Consider the following 18,654-nt stretch of genomic DNA (forward strand, 5'->3'; position numbering starts at 1 on the left):
AATGAGCTTTGCCGAGCGCTCTGCCAACAAATAGGCATTTTTCACCTGGAAAGAGAGTGTGCGATAAGTCGTCTGCAAGTCTTCCATATCGGCGTTGTAACGGGCAAGTGATTCCCGTACCGCATTATTTTGCTTTTGCATGAAATAAAGGGGAACGGTTGCTTTTAACAACACTTGATAGCCTTTGGTATGCATTCCCGTATCATGAAGCCGTCCCCCCTCGATTTCAACATCTGGGAAATAATCCATTTTACTTAACTTGATGGCTTGTCGTCCTTTTTGCACGTTACGCTGCTGCATGATTAATTGAGGTGCTCGCTGTTTCACCAGCGAATAAAAATACTCCAAATTATGGCCCATTGGTGTGATAGGGAGTGTTGTTGGAGTACTAATCACCCTTTCTAAGGAACGATTCAAAAGACGGTTGATATCGGCTTGCAGGGATTGGCGTTGTTGCTTTAAGATGACCAAACGCATCAAAAGGCGAGAAATTTCGGTTTGAGCGCGATAAATATCTTGTTGAGGTGTTTTTCCGACACTGTAATTAGCTTCGGCACTTTTTTCCATTTCATGGAGAAGTTCTTGGTTTCTTTGTACGATTTCAATAGATTTATTGACAAAATAAAGGTCATAATAGAGTTGTTTTAGTTCAGCAATGACAGCAAAACAAGTGGCTTGATACTCCGCTTCTGCCCGTTTGGCCTCAAGCGTTGCTATTCTTCCTCGCACAACAAGCTTGCCAGGAAAGGGAATTTCCTGTTGGCCACCCAACATTTGTTCACGTCTTGGATCGACATCCATGGGAATGTTCTCGGACATATTGATATAACCCGCGTTCAATTTCGGGTCAGGAAGGGCTTTCGCTTGAGGAATCACGTGAATTGCAGCAAGCAAGCGGTCGCGTACCGCCCGAATTTGGGGATTGTTTTGCTTAGCTTCCTGAATTAACTGCGATAAACCAGGATTGGGCTTTGCATAAATGAATGACTCCGTAAAGCAGAAACTCAGGAGAACAATCCAAATAATTTTTCTAATACTAAAATGTCTCACCAGGTGCTTTCCTTAGCCATTTTTGGGCTTCAATTACTAACAAAGGCAACGTGCCTATCAAGATCCAGGAAATACATTGGGTAAATGAGATTTGCCCAATGCCAAACAAATCTCGCAGTACGGGAATATGATGAATCAAGACCTGTAGTGAAAAACTAATGCTAATAATTATAAATAAATGCAGATTAGAGAAAAAGCCGAGCTGAAAGATAGTCTTAGTATCACTACGAGCTCCAAATGCTATCAAAAGTCTTGCTGTCACTAATATGGAAAACGCAGCATCTTGCGCTTGAGTTAAATCCTTATAAGCTAAATACTCATAAGCAAAAACAGTTAAAGTTACTAAAGCTGTTACACAACCAATAAAACTCACTCGTTTGAGAAACGCACTATCCATCATGGATTTTTGAATGGTTCTGGGTGGGCGATTCAAAATTCCTGGCTCTGACCTATCAGTTGCTAAACCAATGGCTGGCAAACCGTCAGTCACTAAGTTAATCCACAGTAATTGAATAGGGAGTAAAGGCAAGGGCCATCCGATTAAAAGTGCTACAAAAACAACCAGCAATTCAGCACTGTTACCTGCTAACAAATAAATAAGTGTTTTGATAATATTATCGTAAATCGTTCGACCTTCTTCAATCCCAGCTACAATTGATGTGAAGTTATTATCCATGACAATAATGTCAGAAGCTTCCTTCGTAACAGAAGCCCCTGTTTTTCCCATCGCAATACCAATAGAGGCTTCTTTTAGAGCAGGCGCATCATTCACACCATCACCTGTCATCGCAACTACTCTGTTTTGTTTTTTCCAAGCACGTACGATTTTTAATTTATGCTCCGCAGTCACACGAGCATAGACCGCAATGTCTTTGACGCAATAGTTAAATTCTTCCTCTGACATGTTTTCAAGTTCATTGCCAGTAAGGAGTTGATCACCTTCGCTTAATATCCCAAGTTCTTGAGCAATGGCTCTCGCTGTAACAGGATGGTCTCCTGTAATCATCACCAGTTTGATACCCGCCTTTTTACAGCGGGAAACAGATTCTCTTGCACTGGCATGCGGTGGATCTTGCAGACCAACCAAACCTAAAAAAACGAAATTGCTTTCAATCTCATCAACTTCTTTATCCAGCCATGAAGTATCCAATGGGCGTTGTGCGAATGCCAAAATCCTTAATGCTTCACTAGCCATGAATTCACAGGATTGTCTCATACGCGCTTTATCATTCAGCGTTAATTTTTTAATACCAGTTTTTGTTAAAATATGAGTGCAGCGTTCTAAAACAATTTCTGGAGCCCCTTTTACGTAAACCATGAGCTCATCATTGTCATATTGACAAACCACTGCCATTCGTTTGCGTTCGGAACTAAAAGGCAGCTCCTTAATGCGAGGATTAGAAATTTGCAGTTCACTTCGCCAAAAACCTCCTTTAGCTGCTGCAACCAAAAGAGCTACCTCAGTCGGATCCCCTGCTACTGTCATTTGCCCATTTTGTTGTCTAAATTCAGCATTATTGCAGGCTACCATAGCCTGTAATGAAGCCTGCAATAACTTGTCTTCTGAAACATTAATCTCCTGGCCTTGAAGTGAAAATTTTCCTGTGAGATTATAGCCCTCTCCATAAATACTATATACATCGCTTGCTGTCACAAATTTACGTGCTGTCATCTCACCCACAGTTAAAGTTCCTGTTTTATCAGTGCAAATGACTTGTAAATAGCCAAGTGTTTCTACTGCCGATAATCGTCTTACCAACACAGCACGCCGGGCCATACGTTGTACACCCAATGCTAAAGCCACTGTGACCACAGCAGGTAAACCTTCAGGAATCGCAGCAACAGCAAGACTAACTGAACTCATAAACAGATTGAAGATAGGAATATTACGTAGGAGCCCTAAGCCAAAAATAGCCATAACAATGAAAAAACAAACCCATAATAAACGAGATCCCACTTGATTGAGTTTTTTTTGCAAAGGGGTTTTATCACGAGATGCTTCACCAAGCAGCTGGGCAATACGACCCATTTCAGTTTGCATGCCGGTTGCTACGACAAGAGCACGTCCTGTTCCGTTGACAATGGCCGTTCCCATAAATACCATGTTTTTACGGTCGGCTAGAGAGGTGTCTTTCGTACAAAGGTCCAGTTTTTTACCTACTGGCATGGATTCACCCGTGAGCGGTGCTTCATTGACCTTGAGTGCTGACAACTCAAAAAGACGGGCATCAGCGGCGATTAAATCACCACTTTCAAAAAGGAGAATATCACCCGGGACGATATCCGAAGCAGCAATCATTTTCGCATGGCCATCGCGCAAAACGGTCGCTTTAGGTGCGGCCATTTCCTGGAGCGCTGCCATAGCGCGATCAGCTCGGTATTCTAGAACAAAGCCAATGATGGCATTTAAAATAACAATGGCCAAAATAGCAATGGCATCGGCTTTTTCACTAAGTAAAAAAGAAACAATGACCGCACCCAAAAGCACCCAGGTAACCACACTACTGAATTGCTGAAAGAAGATAATGAGTGCTGATGTTTTTTTCTTTTGACTCAGCAGATTTGGCCCTACTTCTTCTAATCGTTGTGCGGCATCTGCTTCGCTTAAACCTAAAGTCAGGTCTATTTTAAGCTGGGATGCGATATCCTGAAGCGTTTTTTCATGCCATTGTTCTGCCATTGTAATTCATCCTTTGAATCGGCTCAGCCAGTATGTTCAAATGACCTTAACTCTTCCTAAAGTAACCTCATATTAATTACAGCATCACTGATGGCTTTCCGTTGTATTACAATCCAAAGGCTATAGGTTAGCGGCCACCACCGCCACCATGCCCAACATGGCCTTGAGCCACATGACTATCTAAACTCTCTGTGTTTTTAGTAGAGGTACTATTATTCATGCACGCAGCAAGTGCTAAACAACTAGCTAAAATTATCCAATGACGTTGCTTCATGATGGTCTTCCCCGATGATTTTAAAAGGAAATATGACTACAATATAGATGGTTTCACACAATAAATCAAAGCAGATGGGGGCTGTTGATGGCCTATGAATCAAACCATGATATCATTGTACTTACTGATTTGAATCAATAACAAACAAAATCATTATAAACAATGATACTAATACATCCATGATTGTTTTGGAGACCCAAGTTTTATGAAAAAATTGACCATCACCTTAATGAGCTTCTCATTAATCAATTTATATCATCCTATTGTTTTTGCTGAGAATTCCCACCATCACACAATGACCCATGTCACGTTACAGTCTTCAAAATCAGAGACTCGTCCTACCATGCAATTATCAATTCAAGAAATCATGGATAAAGAAAATAAAAAATTAGTATTGATTAAGCTAAGCGATACTAAAAGCAACAAACCAATCACCTTAGACAATCTCATTGAGGCGCATACTCAGAAAATTCACTTGCTGATTATCGATGACAATCTCATGGACTACAGTCATGTTCATCCAGTTGAAACAATGACACCCGGTGTTTACCAATTTGAATGGCAGCCTAACCTCAAAAATGCTACTTATCGTGCATGGGCCGATCTATTGCCTGCGAATACAAAAACTCAGGAATACATTATTGTCGATTTTCCATCACCTAAAAATATTGAGGGATTAGGAAATCATCTAGATCGCCAGACTTTATTTGAAAGCACTGTCGATGGTTATCAGTTCAAATTAACTTTTGATAAAACACCTTTACAAGTGGGGCAACCAGCTATGGGCAAAATAGATATTGTTGATGCTAAGGGAAACCCAGTCCATACGTTAGAGCCAATTATGGGTGCTTATGCACACATTGTAGGCTTTAATGAGGACTTTAAAACAGTAACCCATGTCCATCCAATGGGCAAAGAACCAACCAATAACGCTGAGCGAGGTGGACCTGAATTACAATTTCATATCGAACCAAATAAACCCGGATTTATTAAACTGTTTGCACAGGTACAAATCAATGGGAAAACACTTTTTGCTCCGTTTGGAATCCCAGTAAAAAATACAATGAAATATTAGATCCACAAGACTGGATATATCACTTGAATTACGAGTCCATTCATCTCAAATTGAGCAAATAAAACTGGAGAAACTATCCATTGGCATATGATTAATTTTCTGGTAGTCGATTGATTTTCAATTTCATTGAATAGATGTCAGATGACTTATCTTTGTGACTTAAAGGTAAAGGAACTCTTACTTTATAAAGTTCTCCACCATTTACTAAAACAAAAGCCTGCCCCTTTGGCAAAGAAATAATATCCTCCACTCCAATCATAGGCACTGAAGAAGTTTGTACTCTGTCCTCATTAGTTGTATTAAAATAAACCCCATCTTCACCATGAGGTGTATCATTAACCATAGAAACTTGGGTATGACCAATAACTCCAACTTGCGGGAGTACTTTAACAAGCAGATTAGCAGTTTCCTCATTTTTAACCCTAAGCATTATTAAGGTATTAAAATTTCCCTCAGAGACTTCAGCCTTAGCCCTGGATCCAAGCGCAACTTCCATATCCTGAGTAGTTTGAGCATAAGCAGTAACCTGAAAACCTGCACCGCCCGCTTTATTGAGAATCTTCACAAATGAATCCTGAATAATTTCGGACAACTCGTCACAATGTAGATTCAAGATATAGCGAGCATTGGGTTTTTTATAAATTTTACCAGCTGTAGAAACCAGATCTGACAAGAATGCTTTACCTACTGCTTGGGCGATATTAGGATTCGTAAGACTGTCCAATCCAATATAAAGTACCTTCTTATTTTTAATCACATCCATCAGTTCAATATCTCCCGGCTCAACTTTTGATGACAGGATTTTAGAAGCATTACTTTTATTGATTTCAGATAACACAGGTCCGACACTGGCTGTGATTTTATCGTAATAGTGTTTATCCATGATGGCTGCATCATAAAGGTCTATCAGAATTTGGTCGTGAAGCGCTTCGGCATTGTTGCTTTTGATGGTTTTGTTGATGTGGTCTTTGACGTATTGAATGACTGCCTGGTGGCGCTCCATAGGGGATTTGGTTTTATTGTTTTTACCAATTTTGCCGTCGTGTTCCTCGATAATATCTTCAATCTCTTGATGATAGTTGGGATAGTGATTGGGTAGGATGGAGTCAGCATAGGTCATCAATAGCTGATCTAATCGACTGATATAGAAGGCTATGGATTGGTAGGTAATTGGTTGTTTCATTTCTTCAAGGCATATAGCCACAATGTTTACGTACTTCCATGCAAAGGCAGCAAACTGTTTTCCTTCACCCTCTGCGGATATTGCATCAGTAATTCGGGTTGCAACTTCACTGACTTGGTCGTAGTTCTTGAGTGGGTTGTATCTTGCCGATTGGTCTGGAAAGCCCAAGTGAACGATTTTGAAATCTTCTGTCCTGCCTGATGCCCCACAGGCAGCCATCATGTCTCTAACCAAGTCCTGGTCGCCTTTAGGATCTACTACGATGACGGCATCGCCATTTCTGATATCTTGATTAATCAGAATACTGGCTAAGCGTGTTTTGCCGACTCTGGTAGTGCCTACAACGAAAGTATGACCTACACGTACATCTTGCGGAATGTAAACGGGTTTATCTTCTTCTCCAACCCCATGCAGGAAAGGGCTTCCTCCAACAGGAGGATCGGGTCTAAATGGATTTAACTTGGAATTGTTGTTAAGCCATTTTGCTAATCGGGTGTGCTCATGGTTTTGGCAAAATTGTCTGGCCAGCTGATAGCAATACCCTTGTTGCATGAATTTTTCATTTTTGACTTGCTTAATTTGATGTAATTTTTGAGTATGACTTGGTCGCCAGCGAAAGCCTTTGCCCAGGAATAACCAGTTTTTGGATAAGGGGATTTCTGTGGTAGATAGTGCATAGGTTGGCATGGCTAAAAGTCTGCGGTGATATCGCTTAACCTTTATTGATTGCCACGCTCTATAAACTCCAGGGATTGATAGTGTAATCACTGCATACAGGCTCATGGTTTGAGTAAGCAAGAACAGATGTGGTTGGCTATAAGCGAGTAGAGCCAAAGACAAACAGGTAATCGCTGACCAGGCTTCGGTTGGTTCTCGTAATAGATTATTAATAGGATAATCGCTCATAACATTCTCCATATCATCAGGGCATCAATAAATAAGAAAATAGCCAGTAGATACCAGCGGGCTTTGAGGGCTGTATTTAGTTGTTCGGAGGTGAGTTGATTATTTAGCTGTATGCGTGTGACTAGCTTTGGCCATAACAAAATCAAGGCTAAATAAATTAGTCCATGCAAGCCCAGAAACAATGGTTGAATATTGGCAAATGTATGTTGCCAGCGGGTGAGAAGATTTGTATTGATAACCCAAGGAGTAATCATTAATAAACCAATGATTGGTAAAATGGTTTGAATCAGTACTATAATGGATGAACGGATATAATGTTTAATCATAGGGATAACTCCAAATGAGACAGGTATTTCGTTTGTTGGCAGTGGTTCTTGATGCCCTTGTTGGTGTGGCTGAGGATAAACCTGCTAAACGCTACTTGACTGTTTATGAGGCTCAAGAAAAGTTTGATAAGGGTTTGATTAGTATTCGTGAATACAATGAATCCATTGAGTCTAAATAAGGCCTTCATCGAAGACCTCCTGATATCACTTTAATTCCTGTTTTAGCTACCTGCATACCAGACTGACTTACGTTGTCGCTATGACGTTCAGAACCGCTGACTAAATCCATAAGGCCTGCACCAGCGTCACCACCAAAATGACTAGATAATCTAAGTAACAAAACAGGTGCAACGAAGTAAAACATCACAGCCATATTCTTCATAGCCGAAATTGCATCGTTTTCACCTAATGGATCAAGTACGGAGCGTTCGAGAAATCCGACCAAATGCCAGAGGTATTGAAGAAAGATAGCCATAACAAACAAGGCGCACAAGCTGCCTAATGCTCTTGGACTATAACAACTTAGAGACAATACCATTGGTGTTAAAATGATTAAAAAGAACATGAAAAACGCTTGCATGACGGGCAGGGTTTGCATGATTGCTTCTCTTTTTAATGGGGTTGATGTCCAGGATTTTGTCCATTGTCCGACATTGACCAGGCTATGGGTAATGGCAGATGCGACTTTTCCATTGTTGTTGTCCATGAGGTTTTGTACTGAACTGGTCTGCATGTCTCTGCTTTCTTGCAAGAGCATCTTGGCAATAAAATCTTCTGCGCTGATGTCCGCCTTCCAGGCTTTGGGGTGTTTTACTTTATATTGACGAACCCTATCCAGCATAGCGTAGTAGTTTAGATGTTTATTAAAAACACTGGCCTGATTAGAGACCTCAACCAAGTCGGTTTTGATTTTGTTCCACCATTGCTGACAACTGGGATAACCATCTTCTGGCAATCGTTCGGGTGGAATATCGCCACGATTAGCTGCTTTTTCAAGATTGCGATTAGGGGCTTGATGAAAGGTAAATCCTGGCACGGGTTGGCGTGCATGAAGTTTGCTATAATACATCTTTTGCAGGATTTTAGAACCCATCCAGTTTAAATCATCCTCACCACCATAGCGTTTTAGCATAGGGTCTAATTCACTTGCTTCATGCTTTTCACTATTGAATTGAGTTCTTGCTTCAATAAAACATTGTCTATGAAAATCCAATGCTTGTTTGCGAACGCTCTGGGGTAGATAGGTTGATACCAAATCGCCTTGAATGGATTGCAAACTATCGGTGCAACCCGTTACTTTCATAAGGCTGTAGGTAAAGCTCGATATAAAATTCTGGATGATGGCAAAGCCTATAGGTATTTTGACCTGGTTAGTCAGAAGATCCGCAAAGGCTTCATCATAAGTTGTGCCGCTGTCGCCAATGACAGCAGTCGTCGGATTTTTTAGTCCACACAAGGGTTTAAATTGTAGTGCTTTGGTTTCCAATGGTACGCAAGGATAGACAAATAAGCTGCATATCAGGAAAGTGACTGCCAATTCATACAGGAAATTATTTAAAGCATGTTCAACCGCATAGAAAGCCCCAGCTGGATTAAGCACATTTTTAAGAAAGCGATAACCAATGGCCAAAAAGCCAAGATATAACAGCCCTGTTTGCCACAGGGCATTAAATAGAACCTCATACTGTTGCCATCCTAGATAGGTGGTGTAGAGAGATAAAGGGTTAAAGACAATCATAATTAAGCTCCCTTATTTTCTTTGACGTAGATTGCACCATTTTTTACAGCTGGCTGTTCATGATCCTGGCCCGGGATATTTTGGCTTTGTGCTTGATGGCGAATGTCCATAATGGTTCCCAAAGTTTCGTTCATCATTTTTTTGCGGACATCGTTTTCAAATGACAATGAGTGAATGTCATCATCCAATTTTTTCAGTGCAAAAAGGACCATGTTCATAGCAGGCTTTAGATTTTGAACTTCTTGCACTTGCAGCCCTGCTTGTAATATACGACGCATCATTAAGGCTTTATCCAACATGTTTTGGACAGCAATTTCCTCAGCTAACTTCGAGACAGTGAACATCTGTTCTTCACGAGGTAAATGTTGAATTGTGATAATGACTTCATCAGTAATCAGTAAATTGGAGGCACTGACTTTATGCAGATTTTCTTCGGTCAGTGTCCAGGTACCATTGACTAAATTCCATAAGGCTTTGGCAATGTTCTGACTACAGGTATTAGCGTTCGCACAGCTTTGCAATAAAGCTGATAAGCCTATTCCTGCTTTCGCATCGTGATTTTGTTTGTTTTCACTGCTGCTTACTTGAATATCACCCAGAACCTTAACTGCCCAATTGGCAGCATCAGTGGGCGTTGGCCAGCTTAGTGTCATAGGGATTTTGGTACTTGGCTTCTCCAAGGAATTTAAAGGTTTTCTCTCCAAAAGAATGTTGTACCCAGCAATGACTACATCATTAATCACCTTAATGGGGCGTTGGAATTTACCGCCAGCATTACCTTTATCGCTGCCTATCCAGGGTAGACCGTATTCATCTCGTTTTTGGGCAATACTTTTTGACGTTTCGGTTACATCGACGTTTTCCTTCTTAGCCCGTTTGGCAGCATCGAGCCATCCCTGACTATCTGATACTGATAAGATGCCTTCCATAGGAGATTGGTTTTGTTCCAGTGCTTGTTTGACTTCCTGACAATCTTTAACTTTGAGAGTAAATTCATTTTGCGCGCTAGATGCAGCATTTTGTAGAACATTGTATAAAGCAGGCATGGACTGTTGTAGCTTATAAAGTGGAAATCCTGCGACAGAGCCTTTCAAATTATCAATTACACCGCCAGGGATATTTAAGGCTGATTTCTTTAAATCCTGAAAAGTATTGGTAATGGATACCACAGGATTAAAACCACTACAGGAAAAGCCCATACGGCCATCGATATCTGCACCAATAACCAGTGTTTGATCTTTATTGACTGGTGGAATAAATAAATTGGATGTTCCTCCTAATTCATAATAGTAATCAGATTGGCTGGGCATAAAGCTGCCAGCATGGATTAGTGAGGGGATTAGTAAACTAAGCAGTAGCGATTTTTTCATGGCATCTTCCTATCGTTTTTGAGGTTGTTCTACTTTGGGAAAGGTTAAAAAATTCACGAGTTTGCCTTTGTGCTGAATACAGCCGCGGTATTTACGCCAGAGGACAAAGACATAATTGCCATTTCCGGCTTTTTCATCCTCTGTACCAAAGTCTTGTGCCTCGCCTGGATGAATATTTCGGTTAATGGGGTAGATTTCCTGCCAGATGACTTTTGTGTTTTTTGGGTCATAAATGGCATTAGCCACTACACAGTTTTTCCCGCAAGAATTGCGGGTTGATTTAGTGACATGCAGGGGATTTTTATTGGTGACGATATCCACTGCGTGCATGGCTGCAACAACTGAGGCTCTATAGTTGTAGGGCTGAGTCACTCGCATTAATCTTGGAATTTCAGAACCCCAATTTTGGGTGAAAGTGCCAATGTCATGGTTAATTAATAGGTGAGGATGAGTTCCCATATACAACAACTCAGCTGCTTCTGTTCTGTCCATGAGCGCATCGGCTTCGGCAAGATAATAAGGAACGCCAAAACCTGTTTCAGATCTATGTGACAGGTAGGGAATACGATAGAAAGCAGCAGGGCTGCCAATAACATCAACGATTCGGGTACGTTCATCATTGATATGCTGATCGGTGGTTTGTCCGCTGTCATTGCCAAACCCTAATTCAGATCCAGTCGCAGCTTTATAGGCTTGTTCATACAGTGTTCTTGCTGCTTTATTTTCATAAAGCGTTCGTGCTTCAAGCCAGGGATTTTCTTCTGGTTTATTGCTGACGGTAATGATTAAATCAGGCAAGAACTGCTCAATCGCAGGCGTGACTTCAAGCCTTGGTGGTAGACGACCTACAGTCCATGTGCAAGATCCAATCACTTTGTAATGGCTGTTTTGAAATAGTTTTTGCAAGACCCGTGTGGCTATGGTGAAGGTGTTCACAGGGTGAGGCGGGCTTGTGCTTTCTAAGGCAAAGGACAATTTAGTCATAAAAATAAGTCCTATTGTGAGTAGCCGTTTTAGGTTGTTCGAGTTTTTTAGCCATGATTTCAGCAGCTTCAAGGACATCATGTTCTTTCTCCAGGAGGTGGCGTTGAGCTTTTTCTGATTTCTCAGTCATTAACAGGGCAAGCAGGTAGCGAGGTGGAATGACACGAAACAATCCCTGATAACGTGACCCTAATAAAACCGCTTCTGCATACAAGCCTTTTTGCGAATCAATATCTCTGATTAAGGTTTCTTGTTGTGGTGTTAAGGATTTAAAGCGTTTTACGTCAGTGATTTCTTTTTCATCTAGCCCCAATAAAATCCAGGTTTCAATCAACGATAAAATTTTGGTGGCCTTTTCTGAATCCATGTCTGTGACGTTTTGGGTAATAGCAACCAGCCAAAGCCCAAGCTTTCTTGCCACTTTGGCAACCAGTAAACATACGGTCACAACAGAGGGGATTTGAAATTGCAAATGGGATTCATCAATAAAGAGAAAGGTTGGTCTGTTATCGTTCTGAGTGGCTTCTGCCATAGCTAATATTCTCGGTAGCAAGGACACCATAACCAAGGCTAGTTTTCCGGTATCATCCTTAATGGCTGAAATATCAATATGAAAAATATCAAAATCGCCTAAGGGTTCTGTCGGCACATTAAAAAAGCGAGATTTGGCGCTGTTAATGACATAACTGTTCAATCGGTCGTGCATATCAAGGATGCGGTCTTTTTTGCGAGCAACCGTTTCTCTATCCAGTCGTCGTTTAAAAGCATTTACGATATGCTCAGTGAGCATTTGCGGTATGTCACTGTTAAAGGACGTTAAAATCGCATCACTTAACACTTCGATTAATAGCGTTTCATCAGCCAAGGTAAATTGTTCTTCTTCCAAAGCATTGGCCTCAGTAATCATGGTACGTAAAGCTAAGGCTAGCTCGGCCAGATAGGAACGGTGACCATCACCACAGACCACGTCCTCTGAATTAGCGGGTTCTTGGAGGTTACTCTTTAATTCCATGATTTTTTGAGCAATTAAGGTAGCCTGCTCAGTACTTAAATTATCCGTGATTTCAGGAATAGCTTTATATGCTTCACAAAATGGATTTAATGGAACTGCTTCATCTTTCTTATTACTCAGTAATAACTGTTTGGTCTTTTTACCGTGTGCTTTGGCATGAATGAGTATCCTGTCAAAAGAGTTTCCCATTTCAAAGAGCACTACTCGGGCATTTTTCATGGCTAATAAAGATTGAATCATCCAACCCGTTAAAACCGACTTGCCACCACCAGAGTTTGCAAAAATAGCGCAATGAGAATTTTGGCTAACAAAATCATGATGCAGTAAGTCAAAGAAAACAGGTTCACCCAAACGATTGAAAAAGGGGAAACAAGGTAAATGCCTTGCTCCTTGGTTACGGCCATAAACCGGGAGTAGGGCTGCTAGTTCAGTGGCATACATAAGGCGGTCAAAGCATAAGTATTTACGAGCATAGTGAGGATCAAAATTAAACGGCAAGGCATTGAGCCAGGAATTTAGAGGATGGAGATCAAAGCTAGAATGAATCAAGGGCATTTTTGCATCATTGAAAATTGTGTGCAGATTTTTTTCTATGATTTGAGCTTGTTGCTCATCTTCGGCTTGATAAAAAACGGCCTGATTAACCCAAAACAGCCGATTGCCACTACTTAACTCATTACGGGCTGCTCTAATATCATCTCTGACTTCTTGCGGTTTTAGACTGGTTCCTACAATTCCTTTTTCCAATCGCGTTAAATGCGAATCAAGATTTTCATCATGACTAAAGACGACTTGGATTGTGTAGATGCTTCCTTCTGGCAGGGTGTCTAAAAGTGCGTATCGGTGCTTGGGATTGGCTTGTTGTCTTTCTCGTGAGACTAAACCAATGATAGGCGCTTCTTTTAATCCATCCACATATAGAATTCTTTGTTTCATTCCTTCAAAGATGAATCCTTGTTCATCGCTTTGAGGTGGCGTAAAGAATATATTTTGCGCTAGATTAAAACCTGCTGGTATGGGATTAGGATAAGGGTATTGTTCTAATATCGCGTCAGCTGATTTGGGATTAAACCAACGTATCCACCACTGGTAATAATCTTGGCCTTTGAGGCGTTTAATTTCCAGACCTGGTGAACGCAGTTTGGTTTCAATCTGACTAATGACTTCTTGATGTTCGAGAAGAATTTGCTCTCGTGGCAAGGTGGTTTGATGTAATTGTCTATAAAACAAAACTCTGATTCTTCGTCTTCGTCCACGGTAGGGCGCGCCTGTTTTGGGATCAATAAATAAGCCTTCGGGTCGGGTCATCTTATTGTAGAGATCGTGCAGGCGTTCTAAATAATCTTGCGTTAATGGACTTTCTCTAAATTGTTGGGGGATTTGGGTTTTAATATGAGTGATAACGGGATCAAGGCAATATTCGTCTTGAACAAACATCTGCATGACCCAAGGATCAACGACATGAAGTGGAACTACCGATGCAAAGGTATCCCGAATTTTATTAAATACGGCTTGTAAATATTCAGGGGAAGCGGCTTCTGCTTGAATGTCGCCTAATTCAAACCCCGAACCTAAACTTTTACCATCAGCAAATAAAAAGACCTGCTCTTGTTCATTAAAATCAACAATAGCCAGTCTATCGGCAAAAGAGGGTAAAGGATTGGCGTAACGCTTTTTAACGCTTTGCTCCTTTATGGCTTGGGGATTCATTGCCCCAAGCAACCAGTTAGATAATCGTTTCATCATGTCTCCTTAGTACAGTTCTGATGCCAAGGCATACTGGTTTTGCTTGTAAAGGAAAAAGCGTGTCGTGTAGGCAGGCTTTATGATTTGTTCATCACCCAATTGCGCTACATGAGCAAAAACATGGATAGGCACTTCGTGGTTAGGGAGTTGTTTAAACTCTTCACCCGAATCATCAAAACGTGCCTGTTGGTAAACAGGCTTTTGTATTGGTTGTTGTAGGCTCTGCTGATACAACTGGCTGACCGTTAAGCCCTGCTCAGGAATGGCGTTTTGCGACATCCTAGCAGTGGAACAAGCGCTTAATACCAGACTAGCGCAAAGCAGTATCAAAGTTTTTTTGTTGATGGTAACCATAATCTAATACCCTCCCTTGGTGTTCTTTATCAATGGCTATGGTTTGGCTGAAATGTAAACTAAGTTGATTAGGGACAAATCCTGAATGGCTGCGGATGCTGGCAGGAACAAAGACCATATCGAAGCTGCCCTGGATTCTTTTCTCAAGCCAGTCAGTAATCTTTTGGCTGCCTTCGTTTATTGCTCCACCTGCTGCAAAGTGTGCTAAGTCGCCTGTAGGTGTGGCAATGGCAGAACCGCCCTCGGCTTGATAGCTCATTTGCCATTTAGACAGAGCATTTCCTGCACCTTGAATACCGCCTGCTGCCATGAAGGCAGCTAATACTCTGGGCGCATTGGTGATGTACTGTCCTTTGATGCAGGGGTTGCCGAATTGCGTGGTTAGATAACCAATGCTGTCGTTATTCACCAGCTCTGCGGAGCTTTTCATTTGTTCCTGGCCGATACTCACAAAATGCCCATCCTCAAAGACAAATAAGGCTGAAGTGATATAGGCGCGGACACAGCTGATGTTATCGAGAAAGGAACCAACGCCAATCGAATAACCGCTGATTTTCATACCAGTGATTTCTTCTGGCAGTTGCATCCCATTAGCTGTCATTAAATCCCCTCGACTGACCATTGCTGTGAAGGGAAATAAAGGCTGCATGAGTTTGCCCTCAACAGGTACTTCGCCGATTAAAGCTGATAAGAGCGTTACTTTGCTGAAATCACTGCCCGCTGGAATGGTATAAAAGGGCGTTTTAGTAGGCGCTTCTTCCTTGGTTGAGTTGTCATGTTCGGTGAAAATTTTGCTTTCTGACGGAGCCTTATCCAGCAAGGTATCCAAGTCTTTAATTTGACCGGATACAGGGGCTTGATTGCCTTCCATGGGGTAAGATTGGGTTTGGTGCTCAGTGAGTGATGCAAATTTTTCCTTTAATGCGTTCAGTTCATCTTGCAGTGCAAAACCCACTTCTTGTTTAGGTTGTTTTAATTGTTTTTGTAGCGATTTATTCTCTTTGTGCATTTGCTCTAATTTCTTTTCTGTTTCTAATAACCGAGCGGAAACATCACGAATATTGTCATTGAATTGGCTTGCTATAGCTTCACCAAAATTATTAGGGTTGGGTGTGTTATCGCTTGCGGGTGAGCTATGTCGGCTATTGATCAGAATCATAATGACCGCAAAGACCACTGAGCCTGCCAGAATTTTAATGCCATTGTTTTTATTCATCGGCTATACCTCGCATGTTGAGTGAGTGCTGCTGCAAAAGGTTGATCAGAGACTAAAATGACAGTGGTGCTTTCATGTTGATTGCCTGGTGGCAGTTCGCTTCTAGGGTAAAAGCTGGCGGTTTGCCAATGCCCCATAAGTTTGGTGAATTGCAGCTTTACAGGCTTATTGAGCAAGTTTTTTAAATCGACTGCGGTGACATAGAGATTGCCTCCACGCCATGAAGCCAGGGGATGAGCTTCAATACTTGCACCGTAAAACAAAGGGATGGTTTTATTAGTTTGCATGGGTGAGCGATAAATTCCTTCTGGAATTTCTCTGACACGCTCAGGTGAATACAAGGCTTGAATGGCAAAGCGGGTTAATTGAATAGCGTTGTATTCATACTGACTGGCTCCTGCATTATGATTGGTTTTGGGATCATCAATCAGAATTTCAATCGGCGTGGTGTTGATTGCTTTTTCATTGGCATTAAGGTTAAGAATAACCACTTCACCTTCAGGCAATAATTGGACAATTAAACGAGAATCTTTGAAGGATTCCTTAGCTTTAAGATACAAACTGCCTTTGACTTTCAGAATATCAAGGCTGGCACTCAGTTGTTGATCAATAACCTTAATAGCTTGGGGAAATTGAACTAGCCTTTCTTTATTAATAGGTAACTCAATCGTCAAAGGGACTTTTTCCCAAACCAGATGTTCGCTTTGCAGGGCGTGGCTTAAGTGCATCACAACAAGGCCCAGGGCAAATAGGCTAATTTTAATGAGTTTCATTGTGTTCCTCCGTGTCAACCAGTAAATCTTGTAAACGTTCTTCAGGACGGGTATAGCCATCCAGGGCTAATTGGAAAGGGTTATGGAGACGTGACAGGTTGAGTTTGACCACGCGAAGGTGATAAGCCACCACTTTGTCAGCAATGACCATGGCAGAGTTATCTTTGAGCCTTTGCGTTATGCGTAGTATCAGTTTGACTTCCCAGGTATCGGGACCAATTTTTTTAATGTCTTGCGGTTCCATAAAGCGATAGAGGCTAGCTACTTGAGTACGGTCAAAGAGCTGAGCGTTTTTATAAGCTGCCAGGGTTTCACGAAGTAACTGCTCATGACGTGGCGTGAAGTAATAATGAAAGGCTTTGATGTTTTGATTGAATTCTTCTTTGCCCTTATTAGACCAGCTGTAGAGTGTCGGCATTAAGGAGGTCACATACCCTTGCACGTATTCGTTCGGTATCTCACTTGCTTTCATCAAACCGCCATTAGCAGCCATATTAGGACTAAGCCAGAATTCATAGTGTTTGGGCATTGTCATCAGATTAATAATTAATGCCAAGACGATGATTAATAACACACCGACAAAAGCCAGTAATAAACGATTGTGGTGTTGTAGACTGTCGATTTTTTTCCAGTAGTTAAACATGCGGCTCTCCAACAGATTTATTCTTTTGCCAAGTTCCCTGGTAATGAATCCAAGGTGAATGTTTGAGCCTTAATCGCACCATCCATTGAATCGTTTTTTTCATCACATAACCATAAGGTTTTCCTGCTTTGATGCGGGAAATTCCTTTAGGCCACACGGTAATAGACAGAATGAATCCAATCACAAAACCGATGCAGCCAGAGGCCAGCGGAAACCCAATCGTTATCCCTAAGAGAATGAATAACAGGGTAGTTGCTGGGGTTGTGGTGATCACAATCCAAAACAATTCACGAAGACTTAAGCCTTTCCAGGCTGGGAAGTCGTGTGATAGATGGCGCGAAGAAGGCTGACTCATGGTTTCACCTCCTATATTTTGAACTTGGTAATCATGGTGTAACCCACATAACCGGAAGCAATGCTAATGGCTAAATAGGTGATGCCCATTACGGCAAAAGTACCGAAGGCCACCATGGAGCCTTCGTTCTTTTTGGACTCTTCAATACCATGTTGTACCGTGGTAATGAATTTAATAAAGGTTACGACTGCGGTAATGAAGAGCAATAAACCCAGACCTTGTTTGACGTAATTCCCTGTCACCGTCATCATGCTTTTAGAGCCATCCCCGATGTTGTCCGCATCGGAAATTTTAGGAAACCAGTTATCTGCTAATAGTACAGGGGTATATAAGAGATTGATTGCCCCAAGATAGATAGAGCGAAGCATTGTTTTCATGTTGTCTCCTTAACGAATAAAACCAGAATGAAGATCATCAGACCAATCACTAATCTGATGAGCCGAGAACCCAGACGCAGTAAGTATCCATGTTGTTGTTTTTCCTCTGCGTCCATCATGTGGTTGACAGACCACATCACCGCCAATATCACCAGGGCAATGGCAATAAAGCGGATACTTCCGGAAAAGACTTGTGCCGATATGTTGTTGCTTGCTTGTTTAAAGGTAGTGGCAAACATCCTGGCTATTTCGTCTTTACTCATTAGGGTTTCCTCACAAAGTCCATTTCCAAGGACTTGATCTTGCGTGGTGCAATGATGGGTTGATTGATGTAATCAATCAGGCCATTGCGAATATTCAGTAAATCTTCTCTTAAGCCTGCATGATGTTGGCCTTGGACATCTTCAAATCCTTCAATTTGTAATTGGATACGGGCATTGGGTGTTATCTGTGTTTGTGCTTCATCAAGCAGGGGCATGATGGCGTTAATCTGGTTAATAATGCGCACCAGTGTTTCATTTAAATCAGGGTTATTCGCCCAGCTGTGCAGGCTTATTATCATTAAGGTCAGGCAAAGTAATCGTTTCATGGT

The 18,654-nt window shown here is 41.5% G+C and carries 19 protein-coding genes; 2 read left to right on the forward strand and 17 right to left on the reverse strand.

Annotated features, from left to right (window positions below; all coding sequences use genetic code 11):
- From CC34_RS01000000116510 to CC34_RS1000000117520, 3 genes are all read right to left on the reverse strand, one after another.
- Positions 1–1,050: TolC family protein (locus CC34_RS01000000116510; RefSeq protein WP_231957883.1), on the reverse strand; the 1,050-nt coding region annotated here is incomplete at its 3' end.
- Positions 1,037–3,730, reverse strand: a complete 2,694-nt coding sequence (locus CC34_RS0110980) for a cation-translocating P-type ATPase (RefSeq protein ID WP_028378365.1) — start codon at positions 3,728–3,730, stop codon at positions 1,037–1,039. The genes CC34_RS01000000116510 and CC34_RS0110980, both read right to left, overlap by 14 nt.
- A 127-nt stretch (positions 3,731–3,857) precedes the next feature.
- The gene (locus tag CC34_RS1000000117520; protein WP_165481882.1) at positions 3,858–4,004 is read right to left on the reverse strand and encodes a hypothetical protein; all 147 of its coding nucleotides are present in this window, start codon (positions 4,002–4,004) and stop codon (positions 3,858–3,860) included.
- Positions 4,005–4,209: 205 nt separating this feature from the next.
- On the opposite strand from CC34_RS1000000117520, the gene CC34_RS0110990 reads away from it, so the two are divergent.
- Positions 4,210–5,079 carry a DUF8832 domain-containing protein gene (locus CC34_RS0110990; RefSeq protein ID WP_028379481.1) on the forward strand — a complete coding sequence of 290 codons (870 nt, stop codon included), beginning with the start codon at positions 4,210–4,212 and terminating at the stop codon, positions 5,077–5,079.
- Between the two features lie 91 nt (positions 5,080–5,170).
- Here the strand turns inward: CC34_RS0110990 and traD are convergent, their stop codons facing one another.
- Complete coding sequence (gene traD / locus CC34_RS0110995) at positions 5,171–7,168, reverse strand: type IV conjugative transfer system coupling protein TraD (RefSeq protein WP_028378367.1); 1,998 nt, start codon at positions 7,166–7,168, stop codon at positions 5,171–5,173.
- The gene (locus CC34_RS0111000; RefSeq protein WP_028378368.1) at positions 7,165–7,494 is read right to left on the reverse strand and encodes a hypothetical protein; all 330 of its coding nucleotides are present in this window, start codon (positions 7,492–7,494) and stop codon (positions 7,165–7,167) included. Before CC34_RS0111000 ends, traD begins: the two co-directional genes overlap by 4 nt.
- 14 nt (positions 7,495–7,508) lie before the next feature.
- Between CC34_RS0111000 and CC34_RS1000000117120 the strand changes: the two genes are divergently transcribed.
- Positions 7,509–7,673: a hypothetical protein gene (locus tag CC34_RS1000000117120; protein WP_080274201.1), complete on the forward strand. Its 165-nt coding sequence runs from the start codon at positions 7,509–7,511 to the stop codon at positions 7,671–7,673.
- 5 nt (positions 7,674–7,678) lie between these two features.
- Here the strand turns inward: CC34_RS1000000117120 and CC34_RS0111010 are convergent, their stop codons facing one another.
- Genes CC34_RS0111010 through CC34_RS0111065 form a run of 12 tightly spaced genes read right to left on the reverse strand, consistent with a single transcriptional unit; the run spans position 7,679 to position 18,651 of the window.
- Positions 7,679–9,232 carry a conjugal transfer protein TraG N-terminal domain-containing protein gene (locus CC34_RS0111010; protein ID WP_028378369.1) on the reverse strand — a complete coding sequence of 518 codons (1,554 nt, stop codon included), beginning with the start codon at positions 9,230–9,232 and terminating at the stop codon, positions 7,679–7,681.
- 2 nt (positions 9,233–9,234) lie between these two features.
- Entirely contained in the window at positions 9,235–10,602 is a 1,368-nt protein-coding gene (locus CC34_RS0111015; RefSeq protein ID WP_028378370.1) for an integrating conjugative element protein, read from the reverse strand.
- Between the two features lie 9 nt (positions 10,603–10,611).
- Complete coding sequence (locus CC34_RS0111020) at positions 10,612–11,586, reverse strand: TIGR03756 family integrating conjugative element protein (RefSeq protein ID WP_028378371.1); 975 nt, start codon at positions 11,584–11,586, stop codon at positions 10,612–10,614.
- Complete coding sequence (locus tag CC34_RS0111025; RefSeq protein ID WP_028378372.1) at positions 11,579–14,341, reverse strand: conjugative transfer ATPase; 2,763 nt, start codon at positions 14,339–14,341, stop codon at positions 11,579–11,581. The genes CC34_RS0111020 and CC34_RS0111025 overlap by 8 nt, the downstream gene beginning before the upstream one ends.
- 9 nt (positions 14,342–14,350) lie before the next feature.
- Positions 14,351–14,698, reverse strand: coding sequence for a TIGR03751 family conjugal transfer lipoprotein (locus CC34_RS0111030; protein ID WP_028378373.1), 348 nt, complete (start codon positions 14,696–14,698; stop codon positions 14,351–14,353).
- On the reverse strand, positions 14,655–15,914 hold the full coding sequence (locus CC34_RS0111035; protein ID WP_027228201.1) for a TIGR03752 family integrating conjugative element protein: 1,260 nt from the start codon (positions 15,912–15,914) through the stop codon (positions 14,655–14,657). The genes CC34_RS0111030 and CC34_RS0111035 overlap by 44 nt, the downstream gene beginning before the upstream one ends.
- A complete protein-coding gene (locus CC34_RS0111040) occupies positions 15,911–16,687 on the reverse strand; it encodes a TIGR03749 family integrating conjugative element protein (RefSeq protein ID WP_027228200.1) in 777 nt (258 codons plus the stop codon). The genes CC34_RS0111035 and CC34_RS0111040 overlap by 4 nt, the downstream gene beginning before the upstream one ends.
- The gene (locus tag CC34_RS0111045) at positions 16,674–17,330 is read right to left on the reverse strand and encodes a DUF2895 family protein (RefSeq protein WP_028378374.1); all 657 of its coding nucleotides are present in this window, start codon (positions 17,328–17,330) and stop codon (positions 16,674–16,676) included. Before CC34_RS0111045 ends, CC34_RS0111040 begins: the two co-directional genes overlap by 14 nt.
- Positions 17,323–17,685 (reverse strand): TIGR03750 family conjugal transfer protein, encoded by a 363-nt coding sequence (locus CC34_RS0111050; RefSeq protein WP_028378375.1) that lies wholly within the window; start codon positions 17,683–17,685, stop codon positions 17,323–17,325. Before CC34_RS0111050 ends, CC34_RS0111045 begins: the two co-directional genes overlap by 8 nt.
- An 11-nt stretch (positions 17,686–17,696) precedes the next feature.
- The gene (locus CC34_RS0111055; RefSeq protein ID WP_027228197.1) at positions 17,697–18,062 is read right to left on the reverse strand and encodes a hypothetical protein; all 366 of its coding nucleotides are present in this window, start codon (positions 18,060–18,062) and stop codon (positions 17,697–17,699) included.
- Entirely contained in the window at positions 18,059–18,325 is a 267-nt protein-coding gene (locus CC34_RS0111060; RefSeq protein ID WP_010652870.1) for a hypothetical protein, read from the reverse strand. The genes CC34_RS0111055 and CC34_RS0111060 overlap by 4 nt, the downstream gene beginning before the upstream one ends.
- Complete coding sequence (locus tag CC34_RS0111065; protein ID WP_027228196.1) at positions 18,325–18,651, reverse strand: RAQPRD family integrative conjugative element protein; 327 nt, start codon at positions 18,649–18,651, stop codon at positions 18,325–18,327. Before CC34_RS0111065 ends, CC34_RS0111060 begins: the two co-directional genes overlap by 1 nt.
- Positions 18,652–18,654 lie beyond the last annotated feature (3 nt).

The sequence above is a fragment of the Legionella pneumophila subsp. fraseri genome, from assembly GCF_000586315.1.
Lineage (GTDB): Bacteria > Pseudomonadota > Gammaproteobacteria > Legionellales > Legionellaceae > Legionella > Legionella pneumophila_B.